The sequence below is a fragment of the Spirosoma aureum genome, assembly GCF_011604685.1.
In the GTDB taxonomy this organism is placed as follows: domain Bacteria; phylum Bacteroidota; class Bacteroidia; order Cytophagales; family Spirosomataceae; genus Spirosoma; species Spirosoma aureum.
Window position 1 is genome coordinate 8,752,010 of sequence record NZ_CP050063.1, and the last position, 19,451, is coordinate 8,771,460.

A 19,451-nucleotide genomic window follows, 5' to 3' on the forward strand; every position below is an offset into this window, starting at 1 on the left:
TCATTAGTTCTCCCCGCTCCTCACCTTTACACCAGCACTTCCACTTTTATATCCATATTACCTTTTACGGCCTTGGAGTAGGGACAAACAGCGTGTGCCGTTTCGGCCAGTTGCTGAAGTTCGTCGTGATCCATACCGGGTGCTTTCACAACGATCTTTCCCGACAGAAACATACTCTCTCCGTCTTTATTGAGTGAGATACTAACCTCAACGGCATGTTCGGGCAGGATAACTTTCTTCCTTTTGGCAATGCCCATTAGTGCCCCGTTGTAACAGGAGCTATAGGCCGCAGCAAACAACATTTCCGGGTTAGGTTTTCCGCCTTCTCCATGCATTTCAACTGGCCGACGGATATCCATTTCCAGAATCCCATCAAGCGATTTAACATCTCCCTCGCGCCCACCGACATTGCTGACGGTGGCTGTATACAGCGTTTCCATTCGTTGAGTTTTTAATTTATTGCTTTTACATAGCAAATGATTAACCCTGCCTAACCAGAAAAGTTAATTATACTGCTGACTTTCGCTCACCGTCTTGAAGCCACAGGGTTGTGAGCGAAAGCCAGTAGCTCTGGAAATAGCAAAGCAATGGGTCTATTCAGTAATTTATGTGCCCGTCTATCACATAATGTTCTGTTTAGCCAGAACCAGGTTGTATATTTCTAAAAACGACGAAACGGTTCTGGTCATAAAGGCAAAGAATTTGCTGGGATTTATGTAAACATACCAACACCTAATTGGGCTCTTACCCGTTCAGTTCATCCATTGGTTGCCAACATTCAATCATTTTGAACTACCTTTGTCTTAGGGCTTTATTTAAACCAAAAGCGCAATAGAACGGGTTGAGCCGCGTTTTTCGTTAATGATGCACTACGACACGCAGACCAACATGAATACATCATACAGATTTCTTCTTAATCATCGACTTATCGGGTTAGTTGGTTGCCTGAGTATGGTGCTATGGCTTACCGTATCACCTGCAGTAGCGCAACGTAAACGCATCAAAGCCGACTCGACCATTGCTAAACCGGGATCAGGTTCAACAACCACGGTTCGCATGGAAGAAGAAACGCTATTTGCTGAAGGAATGCGGTTTATGATGACCGATGAGCCGGCAAAAGCCATTGCTCAGTTTAGCAAAATTCTGCAGAAATATCCCAACAATGCAGCTGCCCAATACTCTACGGCGAATGCCCTGATAAAAACCGGCAAAACCACAGAAGCCATTCCTTATGCTTCCAAAGCCTATTCGCTGGATAAAGAAAATAAATTTTACGCGCTCTTGCTGGCAGAACTTTATGTCAAACAGAAACGCTATGTTGAAGCCGAAGAGCTTTACGAAACGCTGCTAAAAAAAGGCCCCGAAAATGTGGAATATGGGGTTGAACTGGCCGCGATTTACCTTTTTGACGAAAAACCGGATAAAGCACTCGATACCTATAACAAGGTAGAACGGGAGTTGGGACTGAATGAAGAAATTACGCGCCAGAAACAGCGAATCTATCTTAAACAGAATAAAATTGACAAAGCGGTTGAAGAGGCCGAGAAACTAGTTGCTTCAGAGCCAGGTGACCCTGATTATCTTCTCGAAGGAGCTGAACTACTGATTGCCAACGACCGCACTGACCAGGCCATCACCTGGATCGATAAAGCACTGAAACTTAATTCGGATCTACCTCAGGCACATGTTCTGCTGGCCGATATTTATCGAAAAAAGGGCGATATGGCCCGTGTTAGCAAAGAGCTGAATCAGGTTCTTTCCAATCCGAATCTGGAAGCAGGGCTGAAGGCACGGATTCTGTCGAGTTACGTTGGCATGACCGGAGAAAACCCTACGGCCCAGCAGGATGCGCTAAGTATGGCGCAGAATTTAGCCAAAACCTCGCCAAACGACCCCAAAACACAGGTGATGGTAGCTGATTTACTGATGCAGCAGGGCAAGAAAGTTGAAGCGCGTGACGCCTACGCCAAAGCGGCTCGTTTAGATGGCTCAATTTATGAGGTTTGGGGTGCCTTATTGCAATTAGATGGTGAATTGAATCAGGTAGATAGTTTGCTCGATCACTCGCAAAAAGCGCTCGAAGTGTTTCCGACACAGGGGCTTTTCTGGTATTCGAATGGATCGGCCAATCTCTATAAGCGGAAGTATCAGGAAGCTGTCGATGCGTTGGAAGAAAGTAAAAAATTGCTGGCTGCCACCTCGAACAACGAACTCAAGAAAGGCATCGAAGCTCAATTGGGTGATGCCTATAATGGCCTTGGTGATCACGCAAAATCCGACGAAGCCTACGAAGCCGTACTGAAAGTAGACCCGTTGAACGATCACGTTCTTAATAACTACAGCTACTTCCTGTCATTGCGGAAAGCAAATTTGCCGCGAGCTCTACAACTAGCGCAAAAGCTCGTCGAACGGAATCCAACCAATGCAACCTACCTGGATACCTACGCCTGGGTGCTCTATATTTCGAAAGATTATGCCAAGGCAAAGCAGTACCTGGAAAAAGCAGTGGCCGATCCGGCGGGTGTAAGCGGAACGATTATCGAACATTATGGCGATGTTCTCTATCAGCTTGGCCAACCCGACAAGGCGGCCGAGCAATGGAAACTTGCGAAAACAAAAGGTGGTGGCAGTCCCGACTTAGACAAGAAAATTGCCACCGGAAAGTTGTAAAACGGTTTCTGACGTATGGTTTACGGTTTATAGTTTACGATTTAGGCTTCTGACGGTTATTAAATAAACCCAAAGCGCCCCAAAACTGAATACCGAAAATCAAATACTGAATACCGAAAACCACCCAAATGAATAAATACCTGTTAATTGTTCTTCTTCTGGGCGTGTTGGTAAACTCGGAAAGCTGTCGACGTCGGCATCTGTCTCATTCGAGCGGCTCTCAACCAACTGCCACCGTTTCAACACCAACCTCATTGACTACCACAACACCCGACTCGTCGGTGGCGGATCGTCCAACCCCAGTTCGACCGGTCGACTCGATAGCTACAACACCTCGCCCAACACGTCCAGGCATTGAAGAAGCACGGGCTAACGTGGCCGAGATCGACTTCCGCTTTCTGACCGCCAAATCAAAAATTTCATTCAAAAGCCCCAATCAGGATATTGATAACGCCAATATCAACATTCGGGTCCGCAAAGACAGCCTGATCTGGCTGTCAGTATCCAAATTAGGAATCGAAGCGGTGCGCGGACTAATTACCCGCGACTCGATCACCATAATCGATAAAATTCATAAAGAGTACTCTGTTTATGATTTTCCGACCCTAAGTAAGCAATTCAATTTCGCCATGAATTTCGAATTATTACAGGCGCTGATCGTTGGTAATTTACCGTTGCCCAAACGCCCGGCTCAGAAAATCAAAAACGAACGGGATTATTTACTGTTGCGCCAGAGCGAGGGTAAAGTTCTGGTCGAAAACTACATCGGTGAGCAGGATCGGAAACTAAAAAAACTAATGGTAACCGAACAGCCAACCAAAAACACCTTGCGGCTGGATTATGAAGATTTTACGTCGCTGAATAATTTTCTGTTTCCGTATACAAGCCTGGTAACGCTTGATTACCAATCGAGAACAGATGGTCAATTTTACCAGACATTGCTACGGATTAAACACAATAAAGTTGAACTGGTTGATAAAACTCCAGGATTTCCATTCACGATTCCAGCCAGTTATCAACGTCGGCCGTAAGTAATTTTGTTTCTTAGCCCTTATGCAATCTAAAGCTTTTTCGATGCCTGTTCCTTTCCAACTGAGCCTTGGCTTACTGGTAAGCCTTTGTTTGTTGGCAATACCTGGAATGGCACAGCTAACCCAACGGAATCGGCAGGCATTGGAAAAAGAGAAGAAGCAAAACCTGGAGAAAATGGGGCAGATTCGCACCATTCTCAATCAGACCGCTTCCGAAAAACAGGTAGGTCTGGGGCAGCTCAAAGCCCTTAATCAGCAAATTAACGCGCAGTCGCAGCAAATCAACCTCCTCAATAAAGACCTTAAACTGACCGAATCCGAGATTGCCGAACTTCGCCAGGCCAGCAATACGCTCAAACGCGACCTGAACAAATTAAAGGCCGAATATGGCTCGATGGTGTACGCAGCGGATAAACGCCGTCAACAGGTTAATCCGATGGGTTTTCTGTTTGCGTCCGATAACTTCAATCAGTTAGTTGCCCGTTATCGTTACCTCCGTCAATATTCTGATGCCCGGCAAAGTCAGGTTCGGCAGATGAACAATGTCCAGACAATGTTGCAGGGCAAGCAACAGGCCACTCAGCGTAAGCGCAAAGAACAACAGGGAACACTGGTAACAAAAGTGCAGGAAAGTAAAAAGCTGGAAAACCTGAAAGATGAAAAAAATCAGGTTGTCAAAGCGCTGAGTGTTAAAGAAGTTGAACTTCGTGCTGAGCTGGACGAAAGTCGCCGGGCTGTAGGTCGACTGGAATCCATGATTACCCGGCTGATTGCGCGGGAAGCGAAAGAACGGGCAGAGCGGGAAGCTCGCGAGCGTGCCGAACGCGAACGCATAGCCCGACTCGAAGCGGCCCGTAAAGCCGCCGAACGGAAACGAGCCGAAGAAGCAATCGCGGCTGCCGAAAAAGCGGGCGAAAAACCGGCCCCCGCCGATGTAGCCAAAGCAGAGACCCCAGCCGAGCCCGCACCGGCTCCTGCCAAACCAGACGAACGCCGTAACAATAACCTCAACGATGAAGAGTCGGCACTGGCTTCTTCCTTTACAGCCTCCCGGTCAAGGCTCCCCTGGCCTGTTACAAAAGGCTTTATTTCTGACCACTTTGGGCGAAAGCCTCACCCCGTCTTAAAAGGCATTTATGTTGAAAATCAGGGCGTTGATATTCAGACGAATGCTGGAGAAGGCGTTCGGTCTGTCTACGACGGTGTGGTACAGGATGTGGCCAATATGCCAGGGATGAATAACGTCGTGGCTATACAGCATGGCGACTACTTTACGGTTTATGCCAAGTTGCGCAGTGTTTCCGTACGGGTTGGGCAACGGGTAAAAGCCCGCGAATCGATCGGTACCGTTGCGACCGATAAAAACGGGGTTTCTGAAATGCAATTCCAGATCTGGAAAGAATTTACCAAACTCAATCCAGAGTCGTGGCTCCAGCCTCATTAAGCTATTCGAAAGCTTCAGTTGTCAGTTACTAAAAAGCACTACCTTTGCAGCCATTTGACTGCTTACTCAGAATTGCAACTGACCACTGACATGTCTGTTCATAATCCCGATATCAAGCGCGTTACAACGCATACCATTCAGGAACTGAAAAATAAGGGGGAGAAAATCTCTGCCCTCACCGCCTACGATTATTCGATGGCGCGCGTCGTCGATACAGCTGGCGTTGAACTGATCTTAGTCGGTGATTCGGCTTCGAATGTAATGGCGGGTCATGAAACAACGTTGCCAATTACGCTCGATCAGATGATTTACCACGCCAGTTCGGTGGTACGAGGTGTTAAACGGGCATTGGTTGTGGTTGACCTTCCTTTCGGCTCCTACCAGGGTAACTCCTCCGAAGCACTGCGTTCGGCGATACGAATCATGAAAGAATCGGGCGCTCATGCCGTAAAAATGGAGGGTGGCCAGGAAATCCGGGAATCAATTGTCCGAATACTGAGTGCAGGCGTTCCGGTGATGGGCCATTTGGGGTTGACGCCCCAGTCTATTTATAAATTCGGCACTTACGCCGTCCGGGCAAAAGAAGAAGCAGAAGCGCAAAAACTCATCGACGATGCCCGTATGCTTGAGGACATTGGTTGTTTTGGCGTTGTACTGGAAAAAATCCCTGCTTCGCTGACCAAAACAGTCTCTAAAAGCCTTACGATTCCGACTATCGGTATTGGTGCTGGCCCAGATGCTGACGGTCAGATTCTTGTTCTCCACGATCTGCTGGGCATCAATAATGAGTTTAAGCCTCGTTTCTTACGCCGGTATGCTGATTTGCACACAATCATTACTAAGGCTATTGCCCATTATGTGGACGATGTAAAAGCCAACGACTTTCCGAACGAGAAAGAAGCTTATTGAGTTAGTAAATAAGTAGCATGGGTGTAAACCCGGAGAAGACGTTATATCGCGGGCGAAAAACCGCGTTACTTATGAATAAGAAACCATTTCAGGTAATTTACGAAGACAATCACCTATTGATTGTTAATAAAGAGCCGGGGATTCTGGTTCAGGGTGACCGCACTGGCGATACTACCCTGCTGGAAGTACTGAAGCAGTACGTAAAAGAGAAATACGAAAAACCCGGTGAAGTATTTCTGGGTTTAGTACACCGGCTCGATCGGCCGGTAAGTGGACTGGTTGTATTTGCCCGGACATCAAAAGCGCTGGAACGGATGAACGAAATCTTCCGTAAACGTCAGGTACAAAAGACCTACTGGGCAGTCGTTCGGCACAAGCCACCCAAAAATACCGATAAACTGGTTAACTGGCTCATTAAAGATGAGCAGAAGAACCAGGTAACGGTTTATGACTATGAAGTTCCTGGCTCCCAGAAAGCCGAACTATCGTATCGCGTAATGGGCAAAATCAATGAGCATTATCTGCTCGAAGTAAACCCGATTACGGGTCGGCCGCATCAGATTCGCTCGCAGTTGGCGCATATGGGCAGCCCCATTCGGGGCGATGTTAAATATGGGTATGATCGGGCTGTTGCCGACAAAAAGATCTATCTCCATGCCCGTCGGCTGTATTTCATTCATCCGGTCAAAAAAGAGCCACTCATCTGTAAGGCAGGCTTACCTAATGATCCTTTCTGGGAAGAGTTTCTGGAATTGGATGATGAAAATTATAAAGATAAAAACATGGATTTTATTTTCGAATAAGAAAATTTGTATACATTTAGTATCCAAATTTTTGTCCTAATAAGAAAGGCGGAGCTAATTAGCCCCGCCTTTACTGATTCAGGTTGATTCAACAAAAAATATAAAGTCTTGTAGTGAATGATGAAATCGAAGATCAATAGCCGCCGATTGGAAATGAATAGCCCAGCGATACGGCAACGCCCCGGTTACGCGTATTGATGTTAACGACTGGAACTTGTACCTGGCGGGTGAACCCATGCGTGTAGCGGCCTTCAATGAAGAACTTACCAACCCCAGCGTCCATTGATAAACCTAAGCCACCAACAGCACCAACATCCCAGCGATTCAGCATGTTACCATAATTAACGTCGACATCGATAGGCTGGGTTGTAATGAGCGCCGTTGCACGGGTACGGACACGGCCATCGAGCGCGTAACTCACAGCAGGGCCAGCAATCAGGTAAGGCTGAACTGCACCGTCGGATAGGTTAATTTTAGCCAGTAAAGGGATCTCGATGGTTTGTGACTGATAGGCAATCCGAGCACCCAGGGGTAGCGTAAATCCACCAAAATTAAGGTCCAGCCCCTCTTTAACAACGAAACCTTTTTGTACATAAGCCACTTCAGGACGGAATGATACACGGTCACTAACTGGAATATCTAAAAAAATGGCGCCGGTTGGGCCAGCCGAAGGGTGTAGACTTGGTGTGAGACTACCCAGAAAATCGGGTTTGGACGCAAAGCCCCAGTTGGCACCGCCCCGGATACCGATCTGAACCTGAGCAAATGATGTTTGAACAGCGAATAGGGTAAAGGCAAACGCAATAACACGGGAAAGCACAATACGTTTCATGGTCTGAAGGAAAAATGGATTGGTAAAATAGGAACCTGAACTTGATTGTGTAAAACGTTTGCAATAGGCTGTCTGCGTTTTGTGTAAATCGATGGTTGGACAGAGCATCTGAAAAAAAGATTAATGATAAGTTGAAATTATTTTACAATACGCTATGAATGAGCAACTAAATTTTTTGTCGGACCGCATCGAGCCGCTTCGTCAACAACTAACCAATCATCCGTTATACGCTTCGGTACGTAGCATCGACGATCTGCGGCTGTTCATGCAGTCGCATGTCTGGGCTGTCTGGGATTTCATGTCGCTGTTAAAGGCTCTACAGCGTAATTTAACCTGCGTAGATGTTCCCTGGAGGCCGATCGGCAATCCCGAAACACGGTATCTGATCAACGAAATCGTTGTTGGAGAAGAAAGCGACGTCGACCCGGACGGGAATCGACTCAGCCATTTTGAGCTTTACCTGAAGGCAATGAATGAGGCTGGTGCTGCTACTCATCAGATCGACGCCCTCATAAGCGAACTAACCCATGGCCAAACCATCAATGAAGCGCTTTCAAACGTGAGCTTGCCGGATGGGAGCCGTCAATTTGTCAATTTTACGTTTGACTTAATCAAAAAAGGCCAATTGCATGAAATTGCGGCTGTATTTACGTTTGGACGTGAAGACCTGATACCCGACCTGTTTATTGCTCTTGTCCGACAACTGCGCGATCAGTCACCCGAACGGCTTGGCCTTTTTACGTATTACCTCGAACGACATATTGAAGTCGACGGCGACCATCATTCGCATTTAGCCAAAGCCATGACGGCCGAACTTTGCGGATCTGATACACAACGCTGGAACGAAGCTACGCTAGCCGTTGAAGCTGCTCTAGTTGCCCGAATTGCTTTATGGGATAGTGTTTACGAACAGATCTCACTTGCAGAACCGGCGTAATTACCTTTTTTTAATTAATCTCAATGCCCGAACAAGCCTAAACCCTGTTCGGGCATTTTCGTTATAATGCATCGGTTTGTACTTTTTCTTGAAAACATTATAGCGGACTTGTAACTTTACTAATTCAGTGCATTCTGTTGGTAAACAGCCACGATAAAATGGCTATACAATCGGCTGTATTGGATCGAATTGCGACCCCCTTAACCTGTGATGAAATACATAAAGCCTACTAAATTTAGCTACTTGCCTAAGTTTCTGATGCCTTTAGACCTGCTCGGCATTTTTGAGCGAGATCCGTTTGGCAACTCACTTCTGGTTAGACGTATGCTGATTGGTATTGTTGGCTGGCTTACCTATGCTCGTTACACAGTCGTCAATCGAATTCAGATTGAGGGAACCGAAAATTTAGAAAACTTACCGATCAACAACGTCCTCTTCCTGTCGAACCACCAGACTTATTTTGCCGACGTTATTGCCTTCTTCCATATCTTCTGCGCCGTTAAATGGGGATTCCAGAATACGATGCTACCGCCGTTGTATCTTCTTGGGCCCCGAGCCCGGCAATACTACGTGGCGGCATCAGAAACGATGAAGAAAGGAATTGTGCCCAGAATTTTTTCGGCGGGAGGTGCTTTAACGATTGAACGCTCCTGGCGTGCTGAAGGGCGCGAAGTACAGCGGTCGGTAGACACGTCAGCTAACGATAAAATCGCTAAAGCATTGGCTCATGGCTGGGTGGTTAGCTTCCCACAAGGAACAACGAGTCCTTACGCTCCGGTCCGGAAAGGGACCGGACATCTTATCAAAAACAACGAGCCAATCGTAATTCCGGTAGTTATCAACGGTTTCCGCCGGGCCTTCGATAAGAAAGGGCTGAGGTTTAAAAAGCGCAATACTTTATTAACCGTAAAGTTTAAAGCGCCACTTCTGGTAAGCCCCGACGATACCGTCGACGATATTGTGGCCAAAGTTCGGCATGCCATCGAACAGGATGCGCCAGAATGGGTGAAATAGTCGAAGCGAAGATCAACCTTCCACAAGGTATATACTTCAGGCACTATGACCTGACTCAATGAGTTGATCTTCGCTGTCGCTCAAGGCGCTGTTAAAGAATCCAGCGGAATAAAAGGTAAAGTGTGAAGGCCAATAGCATGGAAACGGGTAGCGTCAATACCCACGCTAAAGCAATATTCCGAATGGTACCCGCCTGAAGATTTTTGACACCTTTGCTGGCAACCATACTTCCAGCAATACCCGAGGAGAGAACATGAGTGGTACTAACTGGCAGTTTTAACGCCGATGCTAACCCAATCATACTGGCAGCGACCAGTTCGGCCGAAGCGCCCTGTGCATACGTTAAATGCTGCTTACCAATTTTTTCGCCTACGGTTACCACAATCCGGCGCCAGCCGATCATCGTACCAAGGCCCAGCGAAAGAGCAATCATTAGAATTACCCACAACGGAGCATAGTCGGTAAAACGACGCAAACCGTTTTCTTCGCTCAGACTCTTTTTCATGACCGCCAGTTGGCTCGCGCTAAGGTTGGCCCCTTCGTCTTCCGCAATTTTATTCATGTTGCTATTGATTAGCAGCAAATCGCGCCGAACATTCAAACGTTCTTCCTTGGGAATTTTATTGTCGACAAGCGGAGCATTGACCATCACCTTCAGTTCGGCCAGTTCAATACGGGTACGCGCCAGGCGATCACGGTTTATGGGCGCCAGTTGATTTGAATCCAGCGCTGCGATCGTTTGTTCGATACCCGTAATATTTGGTTGCATCAGACGCGGATCAAGATCGGGCTGTACGGCAAAATGAAAGGGAACAATACCGATCAGAATCAACATGATCAGGCCCACTCCCTTTTGACCGTCATTGCTGCCATGAAAGAAACTAACCAGCGAACAGGTTGCAATCAGGACACCACGAATCCAGGAAGGTGGAAGACTATTTTTCTTTGGCTCCTTGAAAAGCTGACCTTTCACATCCTCGGGCACCGATCGACGTAACACAAACATCAATACAATGGCCAGGCTAAAGCCCAATAGAGGAGACAATAGCAGTGCTTCGCCTGTTTCAATCGCTTTTTCCCAGTTTACAGCCGATCCAGCTTTATTATCAGGCATGGTAGAAAAAGCCAGACCTACGCCCAGAATCGATCCGATCAGGGTATGAGAACTTGAACTTGGCAGTCCGAAATACCAGGTTCCTAGGTTCCAGATGATGGCACTCAGCAACAAGGCCAGTACCATAGCAACACTGTGATAAACGTTCTGGTCGACCAGTAATTCGACCGGCAACAAGTTTACAATACCCATTGCAACGCCAATACCGCCCAGCAAAACACCGGTAAAATTGCATATTCCTGACCACACAACGGCCGCCGTTGGCTTCAGTGAATTGGTATAAATGACAGTGGCAACGGCATTGGCCGTATCGTGGAAACCGTTAACAAATTCGAAAGCACAGGCAGCGAATAAGCTGATAAAGAGGAGGATAAAAACATCCGTTTCTAATCCAAACATGGGTGGGAGATCTTCTATGATTAGGCAAACAGCAAGTCCGTAAGCCGATGATTGCCACAAAAGTAAGGTAAACTGGCCATAGCAGTATTACCAAATTGTTAAGTAGAGACCGAATATAGTATGACTTCTGCGGTTCAGCAACGTGTTACAGCTCAGTCAGGTTATGATTCCTGACGATGTCGTGAGGCTGATCACCTAAATCGCATGTTGGTGTTTCTACTTTTTGCCAGCCAGCTGTCCACAGGCCGCATCGATGTCTTTACCCCGACTACGGCGGACATTTACGGTTACGCCCTTATCATCCAGAAAACCAGCGAATTTATCCAACGATTGCGGATCTGTATTCTTGAAATTAGCCTCTGCAATAGGATTGTATTCGATAATATTGATTTTTGCCGGAACCCGTTTTGTAAACTTCCAAAGCTCCTGCGCGTCCTGTAGGGTATCATTAAAATTGTAAAACAGGATGTATTCAAACGTAATACGAGTACCCGTTTTTTTGTAAAAATAGCCCAGCGCATCACCCAGAGCCTGAAGCGTATTGCTTTCATTGATGGGCATTATCTGATTGCGCTTCTGGTCATTGGCCGCGTGTAGCGACAGGGCCAGATTAAATTTCACCGCATCATCACCGAGTTGCCTGATCATTTTGGCAATTCCCGCCGTCGACACCGTGATCCGCTTGGGCGACATACCCAACCCATCGGGCGATGTAATTCGATCGACCGATTCCAGCACGTTTTTATAATTCAGCAGCGGTTCGCCCATGCCCATGTAGACGATGTTAGACAGCGGTGCGTCATAGTTTTCCCTGGCCTGCCGGTCGATAGCCACCACCTGATCATAAATTTCGGCAGCATCAAGGTTGCGTTTGCGGTCCATGTAACCCGTCGCGCAGAATTTACACGTCAGCGAACAACCAACCTGGCTTGATACGCAGGCTGTCATACGGTCCACATCATCGTTACGGAGAGCAGGAATCAGCACGCCCTCGACCAGATTGCCATCGAACAGCCGAAACGACGATTTGATGGTGCCGTCATTACTTCGCTGTTGCTGATCGACAGTTAGAGGCCGAATTTCGAAGTGAGTTTTTAATAATTCACGCGTTGGCAGTGACAGATTGGTCATCTGCTCAAACGACTGAGCTGATTTTTTCCAGAGCCATTCATGAACTTGCTTCGCCCTGAATCCCTGTTCGCCATGTTGCGCCAGCCAGTCTTTCAATTGAGCGGCTGTAAGTTTGCGAATGTCTTGTTTCATTGTTCAATGAGTGAATGAGTGATTGAGCAACTGAGTGAATAGTACCCGATGGCATTCACTCAGTTGCTCATTCGCTCACTTAATTTCTTCCCTGTTTCCAGCCCTTTAGGTACCCAAACAGCAGCTTTGTCCATTATTTGAGGAGCAACTGGCCGAATGTACGCATACAAAAAGGCGCCTTCGGTCTGGCGGGGGGGTATTCTGACACCCATATAGCTGAACAACCAAAGGATTACACTAATTCCAAACACCCACGTAAAAAGACCAACAGCTGCCCCTGCCACACTATCGAACGTTCCCAGGAGTGTATATTTCAGGGAGCGACGGAGCGCAAAGCCCATCTGGTTGATCATGAACACAGTAGGAAAAAAGATCACCGAAAATCCCAGCCAGGGCAACAGTTTACGTGCCAGTTCGCGACTGATGTACGGACTCAGCAATTCGATGCCAAAGGCCAGAAACTTGAACCCAACGATCATGGCCACAACAAACGCAATGACCGCAACAATCTCCACCAGGAGACCCTTGCGGTAACCATTAAAAGCCCCCCAGACCAGGGGAATGATCATCAGCAGGTCGAGCGTATTCAATTAGTGAAAAGGTGAAAGAGCTAAAGAGCGAGAGAGCAAACAGGCTAGATCACCTTTTCGCTCTTTCACACTTTCGCTTATTGTAAAAGTTGCTTAACTGCTGCAGAAATAGCTTTCCCGTCGGTCTGACCAGCCAGCTCTTTGGTCGCTACTCCCATTACTTTTCCCATATCCGAAGGGGCCGAAGCGCCAATGCGCGTGATAATTGCCTGGAGCTTCTCCTTCAATTCGTCTTCCGAAAGCTGTTTCGGTAGATATTGTTCGATAATGGCGATTTCCGTCTCCTCCGTTGCCAGCAAATCTGCCCGATTCTGCTGACGGTAGATATCGGCAGAATCTTTCCGCTGCTTCACCGCTTTGGTCAGAATTCGGGTTTCTTCTTCGGGTTTAAGTTCGCCGGTGCCACCTTCTTTGGTTTCTTCAAGCAAAATCATGGACTTAATTGCACGCAAAGCCCGGAGTTTATCCTGATTTTTGGCCAGCATAGCCTGCTTGATATCAGCGTCAATTTGTTGTTTCAGAGCCATTTTGGTAATGAATAATGGATAATGTAAAGCAGAGAATGGTTGATTGATTACTCATCCATGAACCATCATCGGTTCGGCAAAGTTACAAATCTGTGAAGGCTTATTCACGTATTCGCTCATTCACCCAATCACTCATTAGCGAAAATGACTCGTTTAAGCGTTAATATCAACAAAATTGCCACGATTCGAAATGCGCGGGGTGGCAACAATCCGAATCTTGTACAGGTGGCTCTTGACTGTGAGCGCTTTGGTGCTCAGGGCATTACGGTGCATCCCCGCCCCGACGAGCGCCATATCCGCTATCAGGACGTACTGGATTTGAAAGAGGTAGTTACTACTGAATTCAACATTGAAGGCAATCCCGACGAGCGATTTATCGAGCTGGTAAAACGTGTGAAACCTGAACAGGTAACCCTCGTTCCGGATGCGCCCGATGCCATAACGTCGAATGCCGGTTGGGATACGATCCGCCATGCCGATCATCTTCGCCGGTTGGTCGACACCTTCCAATCAGATGGTATTCGCGTTTCTATTTTCGTAGATGCCGACGAGCGTATGGTCGAGGGAGCCAAGGCGGTCGGTTCCGACCGAATTGAATTATACACGGAACCCTATGCTGCCCATTATGTCGACAATCGCGACATGGCCATTGCCCCTTTTGTGAGGGCGGCCCGCAAAGCCAACGAATTGGGTATTGAACTCAACGCCGGACACGATTTGAGTCTGGAAAATCTGCGTTTCTTTGACGAACAGATACCCGGCCTCAAAGAAGTGTCTATCGGTCATGCCTTGATCTGTGATGCGCTCTACTTTGGGCTTGAGAATACGATCCAGATGTATTTACGCTGTCTATCGTCTGAAGCGCCGGGCGGCCTCGCAGGCTTACATTGATTTAACGATTCACAAGGTTTTAACGACTAGTACGAACAGTAATGAGCAAAATCCGATTAATCCCTAAATCCGTGTAATCCTGGTCAGGAATGGTTCATCAGCTATCGGTCGAAGAATTTTTAGATAAGGCGCAAACCGTTCCCGTTATCGATGTTCGGTCACCGGGCGAATACGACCATGCTCATATTCCGGGAGCGATCAGTATTCCGCTGTTCGACAATGACGAGCGGGCACAGGTTGGTACAAAATACAAGAATGCCGGTAAAGATGCAGCCGTTCTGCTAGGTCTTGATTTAGTGGGTCCCAAGCTGGCAGGATTCGTTAAACAGTCGAAAAAGCTTAATCCGCAAACCAAAGAAGTGTTGGTCCATTGCTGGCGGGGTGGTATGCGCAGCGGCTCTTTTGCCTGGCTTCTCGACACCGCAGGACTAACTGCTTCGACGCTGGCGGGTGGCTATAAAGCCTATCGTAACGACGTGCTGGCTGCTTTTACGGAACCCCGTCCCCTCCTCATTCTGGGCGGCAAAACAGGTAGCGGCAAAACCGAGATTCTGAAAGCACTGGCACAAGAGGGCGAACAAATTATTGACCTCGAAGCGTTAGCGCATCACAAAGGGTCAACATACGGTGCTATCGGGCAGGCGGCTCAGCCCGCTACCGAACAATTCGAGAACGTCTTATATGAGAATTGGCGGCAACTAAATCCCAATCGGCGGATCTGGCTTGAAGACGAGAGCCGAAACATTGGTTCCTGCTTTATTCCAATGGCGCTTTGGCAGCAGATGCGATCCGCTCAGGTAGCTTTTGTCGACATGCCTAAAGAAATTCGGATTTGCCGACTGGTTTCCGAATATACGGGCATAGATCATGGGCTACTCATTGCGGCAACGGAACGGATTCGGAAACGACTGGGTGGAAAAGTAACAAAAGAGGCACTTGATGCTCTTGCTCACCACGACTACGCCACGGTTGCCGATCTGACGCTCGATTACTATGATAAAGCCTATCTACATGGTTTATCGCAGCGTGATTCAACAATGGTTCATTCATTGTCGGTACAAGCCGACAATCCAGTCGAAACAGCGAAACAGCTCATTAACTGGGCCAACTCCCTATAGTTTATTTCTTTTTCGTTGAATTCATCCGTCGAATTACCTCCCGTTTGCTGAACGCCAGCCGCCATACCGCAAATGGGATCTCCTGTTTTCCGAAACAGGCTTTGCAGATCGGACTATCGGCAGGAAGAGCCAGGTTGTAAACAAAGAGCGTATCCGTGATTTTCTGAATGTTCGAAATAGGCGCTAATTTCTGTTTTGCATTATAGAGGTAAGCATCCAGAATGTCGCGTTCTTTCTGGCTAAATGATTTATTCTTCACATCGGCAGTTCCCAGCAGGCGAATATCAAGCGCATAACGTTCGGCAATGGCCTTCACACGGGGCAGGTTCTGCAATTGGCAGAGTTTCGCACGATCGGCGGGATTAGTCGTTTTTGAGAGTCCGGTCGCTAATTCTTTCTCGACCACAGCACTCACCTTTCCTCCCATATTATCAATTGTTTCGATCAGATCCGCATCGGTAATACGCTTGATTTTCGAATCCGCCATCTCCTGTTTCAATTCATTCGTATACTGTACCCGGTCGGGTCCACAGGCAAGCAAAAGGCTGATTAGCAAGGAAAGTAGAATTACTGAGCGTTTCATAAACAGGAACTTAATACGATTACGTTTCGTCATTTATAGATAGAACGATCCCACAAAAGGCTTGGTTGCAGCCTGCAAACATAAAGCCTAACTGCCGGGATTTTTGTAATTTTGTTTTTCAGGACGGTAGACAGCCGATATCAGATCAATTAGCTGTATCTTTTTGTCAAACGTCCAAGTATCCAGTATCTAACGTCTTCCCAATATATGCTTGATCAGTTAGAAGCCATTAGCGAACGCTTCGACGAAGTAGCTCAGCAAATCGTGCAGCCCGAGGCCGTTTCGGACCAGAAACGGTTCATGAAACTGAGCAAAGAATATAAAGATTTGGAAAAGATCGTTGTGCAGTATCAAGCCTACAAGCAACTGCTCGAAGAGATCGAAAACGCCAAACAAATCATTTCTACCGAAAAAGATGAAGACTTTCGGGAAATGGCAAAAGCCGAATTAGATGAACTGCTGCCACGCCGGGAAACGCTGGAGGAGACGCTGAAGGAAATGCTGATTCCGAAAGATCCCAACGACAGCAAAAACGTCATTCTGGAAATCCGGGGCGGCACCGGTGGCGACGAAGCGGCTATTTTTGCCGGTGACCTGTTCCGAATGTACCAGCGATTCTGCGAAAAAATGGGCTGGCGAATGTCGCTCGTCGATTATACAGAAGGCACATCGGGGGGCTACAAAGAAATTATCACCGAAATCGAGGGAGAAGATGTATACGGCAAGCTGAAGTTTGAGTCGGGGGTTCACCGCGTACAACGCGTACCCGCCACCGAAACTCAGGGCCGGATTCATACATCGGCGGCCAGCGTAGCCGTGCTGCCCGAAGCCGAAGAGGTTGATGTTGACTTGAACATGAACGACATTCGGAAAGATACGTTCTGTTCATCGGGTGCGGGTGGTCAGTCAGTAAACACAACGTATTCAGCTGTTCGTCTGACTCACATTCCAACGGGGCTTGTTGTGCAGTGTCAGGATGAGCGTTCACAGTTGAAAAACTTCGATAAAGCATTGACCGTTCTACGCTCGCGGCTCTACGAAATTGAGTTGCAGAAACACAATGAAGCTATTGCATCGCAACGCAAAACAATGGTGGGTAGTGGCGACCGTTCCGACAAAATCAGAACCTATAACTACCCACAAAGCCGGGTTACTGATCACCGCATTGGCCTGACGGTTTATAACCTTCCTGCCGTCATGGATGGCGACATTGGCGACTTTATCGAACAACTTCGCATTGCCGAAAACGCCGAGCGACTGAAAGAAGGTGCAGCCGCATAGGTAAACTATTTCCTACCAAACGCATAAAACCCGGCGAAAACCGGGTTTTATGCGTTTTTGGCCTTTCTATCCTGATAATAATTGAAAAAGAATCAAGAAAAAAGCACGCATAGCTAAACCTCCAGGACGCTAGTAAGCCATAATCGCTCACATCAACATAAGTATTTTCTAATTTTTTAAGAAAATAATCTTAAATAGGAGGTTAAGTTTTCGTTAAAAACTGCTCATGTAATAAAGGCACCTGGACTTATGAGCAGACGGCTACCTTCAGAAGAAGCACAACAACTTTGGCAGGAATATCGGGCGGGCGATATGTACGCACTGGCCAAAATCATGCAGAGTTATTATGCTGACCTGTTCCACTGGGGAATGCGCCTGCATGGCGATCGTGAATTTGTAAAAGACTGTATTCAGGAGCTGTTCGTCAATCTCTGGAAGATGCAGGCATCGATCAATTCGGTCGGTAATGTCCGCTCTTATCTACTCGTCGTTCTTAAAACCCGTATCCTGCGCGAACTGTCGAAAAAACAGGCGACGCACCAATCAGCACTCTCCGACGAATATTCGTTCTCGGTCGAGTTTGCGGCTGATATACGGCTCATTGAAGAAGAAAATGAAATCTACCAGATCCGAAAACTGGAGCACGTAATCAATCATTTACCAGAACGCCAGAAAGAACTCATTTACCTGCGTTTCTATCAGAATCTCAGCTTCGAACAGATTGCGGACATCATGAATCTTGGCCGTCAATCGGTTTACAATCTGCTTCATAAATCGCTGGATAGCCTCCGGAAAAACTGGCCTGTCAACACGATTGGGCTCTTCCTTTATTTTCTGGAGAGGATCTAATTTTAGACTAAGCCGTAGACAGCAATGAAGAATTATGAATCATATCGGGTAGAAGACTTTATTGATGATAAAGACTTTGAAGAATGGGTTCGGGGACGCAGCAGCCGGGAAACTTTCTGGAGATCATTTCTGCAACATTACCCCGAAAAACGGGAGGCATTTCATCAGGCGGAGCAGTTCATTCGGGCCGCCACCGTTGCTCCCGAACGAATCAGCGAAGCCGAGATAAGGAAAGAAGTCGAGCGGTTTATTGTAGCCACAGGTTCATCAGTACCCAATCAATCGCCTTTTTTATCTGGTTTTCGGTCCGAAACATCGTTAAGGCTCCCGTATGGTTTCCGCTGGGCAGCCGGGATTGCTGCGCTCCTTTTAGCCGTGGTCGGGCTAGGCTGGTATTCTATCCACACCAACTCAACGCCGTTAATTACCAGGAAAGCCGATGGTCCCAACCATTCGCCAGACGGTTCAGCCAATCAATTTGTTGAGACGTTTAACCATACGAAGCAACTGCTTCGTGTCGTGCTTAGCGATAGTTCGGAAGTGTTACTAAGCCCCAAAAGTCGCCTTCGATACCCCTCACAGTTTGTTGGAAATGTACGGAAAGTTTATCTGGCAGGGCAAGGAAGTTTCTCTGTTAAGCGTCGAAAACAGCCTTTTATGGTCTATTCCGGCGAAACCGTCACCAAAGTGCTGGGCACTCGTTTTGTGGTAAGCGCTTTCGATCTCGACAAAAAGATTACGGTGCAGGTACTCTCCGGGAAAGTGTCTGTGTATAAGGCCAATCCCGAACGTACTTCCTACAACAAGGAGGTTAACGGCCTGATACTGAATGCGAATCAGGCAGCCATTTTCGAGAAAAGCGATGGTAATCTGACAAAAACCCTGGTGGCAAATCCTGCCCTTGTCCGAAAAAGCGATAAAGAAATAACTTTCGTGTACGACGATGTTGCCCTGTCAGCGATTTTACGGGAATTAGAAACCAGCTACGGTATTCCGATTCAATTCGACGAACAAAGCTTTGAGGGGTGCAAAATTACGGCCGCTCTTTCGAGTGAGTCACTTTATGAAAAGCTGGATTTACTCTGCAAAGCCGCTTCAGCGACATACGAAATAATAGATGGGCAAATTGTGCTTAGCCGAAAAAGCTATCGATAAGTGCCAGTGAATGCATAAAAACAAGGGCAGTGGCTAAGCCA

At 47.3% G+C, this 19,451-nt stretch carries 19 protein-coding genes; 12 read left to right on the plus strand and 7 right to left on the minus strand.

Translation table 11 applies throughout. The annotated features are described in order from the left end of the window. Positions 1 to 26: 26 nt before the first annotated feature. On the minus strand, positions 27 to 440 hold the full coding sequence (locus tag G8759_RS35075) for an Ohr family peroxiredoxin (RefSeq protein WP_162388780.1): 414 nt from the start codon (positions 438 to 440) through the stop codon (positions 27 to 29). Positions 441 to 888: 448 nt separating this feature from the next. Between G8759_RS35075 and G8759_RS35080 the strand changes: the two genes are divergently transcribed. The 5 genes from G8759_RS35080 to G8759_RS35100 all read left to right on the plus strand — a co-directional run bounded on the left by G8759_RS35080 (position 889) and on the right by G8759_RS35100 (position 6,857). Further along, positions 889 to 2,670 carry a tetratricopeptide repeat protein gene (locus G8759_RS35080; protein WP_167218403.1) on the plus strand — a complete coding sequence of 594 codons (1,782 nt, stop codon included), beginning with the start codon at positions 889 to 891 and terminating at the stop codon, positions 2,668 to 2,670. A gap of 128 nt (positions 2,671 to 2,798) precedes the next feature. Further along, positions 2,799 to 3,701 (plus strand): DUF4292 domain-containing protein, encoded by a 903-nt coding sequence (locus G8759_RS35085; protein ID WP_167218405.1) that lies wholly within the window; start codon positions 2,799 to 2,801, stop codon positions 3,699 to 3,701. A gap of 22 nt (positions 3,702 to 3,723) precedes the next feature. After that, complete coding sequence (locus tag G8759_RS35090; RefSeq protein WP_167218407.1) at positions 3,724 to 5,145, plus strand: murein hydrolase activator EnvC family protein; 1,422 nt, start codon at positions 3,724 to 3,726, stop codon at positions 5,143 to 5,145. A 90-nt stretch (positions 5,146 to 5,235) separates the two neighbouring features. Further along, the gene (gene panB, locus G8759_RS35095; RefSeq protein ID WP_167218409.1) at positions 5,236 to 6,054 is read left to right on the plus strand and encodes a 3-methyl-2-oxobutanoate hydroxymethyltransferase; all 819 of its coding nucleotides are present in this window, start codon (positions 5,236 to 5,238) and stop codon (positions 6,052 to 6,054) included. A 71-nt stretch (positions 6,055 to 6,125) separates the two neighbouring features. Then, on the plus strand, positions 6,126 to 6,857 hold the full coding sequence (locus G8759_RS35100; protein WP_167218411.1) for an RluA family pseudouridine synthase: 732 nt from the start codon (positions 6,126 to 6,128) through the stop codon (positions 6,855 to 6,857). A 133-nt stretch (positions 6,858 to 6,990) separates the two neighbouring features. Here G8759_RS35100 and G8759_RS35105 read toward each other — a convergent pair whose 3' ends face one another. Beyond that, positions 6,991 to 7,689 (minus strand): porin family protein, encoded by a 699-nt coding sequence (locus G8759_RS35105; protein WP_167218413.1) that lies wholly within the window; start codon positions 7,687 to 7,689, stop codon positions 6,991 to 6,993. A gap of 154 nt (positions 7,690 to 7,843) precedes the next feature. Here G8759_RS35105 and G8759_RS35110 point away from each other — a divergent pair, with 154 nt between their 5' ends. After that, positions 7,844 to 8,626, plus strand: a complete 783-nt coding sequence (locus G8759_RS35110) for a DUF3050 domain-containing protein (RefSeq protein ID WP_167218415.1) — start codon at positions 7,844 to 7,846, stop codon at positions 8,624 to 8,626. A gap of 210 nt (positions 8,627 to 8,836) precedes the next feature. After that, positions 8,837 to 9,640, plus strand: coding sequence for a lysophospholipid acyltransferase family protein (locus G8759_RS35115; RefSeq protein WP_167218418.1), 804 nt, complete (start codon positions 8,837 to 8,839; stop codon positions 9,638 to 9,640). Between the two features lie 91 nt (positions 9,641 to 9,731). On the opposite strand, the gene G8759_RS35120 is transcribed toward G8759_RS35115, so the two are convergent. The 4 genes from G8759_RS35120 to G8759_RS35135 form a co-directional block, all read right to left on the minus strand. Next, positions 9,732 to 11,153: an inorganic phosphate transporter gene (locus tag G8759_RS35120; protein ID WP_167218420.1), complete on the minus strand. Its 1,422-nt coding sequence runs from the start codon at positions 11,151 to 11,153 to the stop codon at positions 9,732 to 9,734. A 216-nt stretch (positions 11,154 to 11,369) separates the two neighbouring features. Further along, a complete protein-coding gene (gene rlmN / locus G8759_RS35125; RefSeq protein ID WP_167218422.1) occupies positions 11,370 to 12,416 on the minus strand; it encodes a 23S rRNA (adenine(2503)-C(2))-methyltransferase RlmN in 1,047 nt (348 codons plus the stop codon). 59 nt (positions 12,417 to 12,475) lie between these two features. Beyond that, a complete protein-coding gene (locus G8759_RS35130; RefSeq protein WP_167219411.1) occupies positions 12,476 to 12,985 on the minus strand; it encodes a CvpA family protein in 510 nt (169 codons plus the stop codon). A 98-nt stretch (positions 12,986 to 13,083) separates the two neighbouring features. Further along, positions 13,084 to 13,533 carry a GatB/YqeY domain-containing protein gene (locus G8759_RS35135; protein ID WP_162388788.1) on the minus strand — a complete coding sequence of 150 codons (450 nt, stop codon included), beginning with the start codon at positions 13,531 to 13,533 and terminating at the stop codon, positions 13,084 to 13,086. A 144-nt stretch (positions 13,534 to 13,677) separates the two neighbouring features. On the opposite strand from G8759_RS35135, the gene G8759_RS35140 reads away from it, so the two are divergent. Together G8759_RS35140 and mnmH are read left to right on the plus strand one after the other, a co-directional pair. Then, positions 13,678 to 14,424: a pyridoxine 5'-phosphate synthase gene (locus tag G8759_RS35140; RefSeq protein ID WP_167218424.1), complete on the plus strand. Its 747-nt coding sequence runs from the start codon at positions 13,678 to 13,680 to the stop codon at positions 14,422 to 14,424. A gap of 89 nt (positions 14,425 to 14,513) precedes the next feature. After that, entirely contained in the window at positions 14,514 to 15,542 is a 1,029-nt protein-coding gene (mnmH, locus tag G8759_RS35145; RefSeq protein ID WP_167218426.1) for a tRNA 2-selenouridine(34) synthase MnmH, read from the plus strand. 1 nt (position 15,543) lies between these two features. On the opposite strand, the gene G8759_RS35150 is transcribed toward mnmH, so the two are convergent. Continuing rightward, positions 15,544 to 16,125 carry a hypothetical protein gene (locus tag G8759_RS35150; RefSeq protein WP_197933073.1) on the minus strand — a complete coding sequence of 194 codons (582 nt, stop codon included), beginning with the start codon at positions 16,123 to 16,125 and terminating at the stop codon, positions 15,544 to 15,546. Between the two features lie 207 nt (positions 16,126 to 16,332). Here G8759_RS35150 and prfA point away from each other — a divergent pair, with 207 nt between their 5' ends. From prfA to G8759_RS35165, 3 genes are all read left to right on the plus strand, one after another. Further along, on the plus strand, positions 16,333 to 17,406 hold the full coding sequence (prfA, locus tag G8759_RS35155; protein ID WP_167218430.1) for a peptide chain release factor 1: 1,074 nt from the start codon (positions 16,333 to 16,335) through the stop codon (positions 17,404 to 17,406). Between the two features lie 249 nt (positions 17,407 to 17,655). Beyond that, positions 17,656 to 18,255, plus strand: a complete 600-nt coding sequence (locus tag G8759_RS35160; protein WP_167218432.1) for an RNA polymerase sigma factor — start codon at positions 17,656 to 17,658, stop codon at positions 18,253 to 18,255. A 24-nt stretch (positions 18,256 to 18,279) separates the two neighbouring features. After that, positions 18,280 to 19,410 (plus strand): FecR family protein, encoded by a 1,131-nt coding sequence (locus G8759_RS35165; RefSeq protein ID WP_167218434.1) that lies wholly within the window; start codon positions 18,280 to 18,282, stop codon positions 19,408 to 19,410. Positions 19,411 to 19,451: the final 41 nt, after the last annotated feature.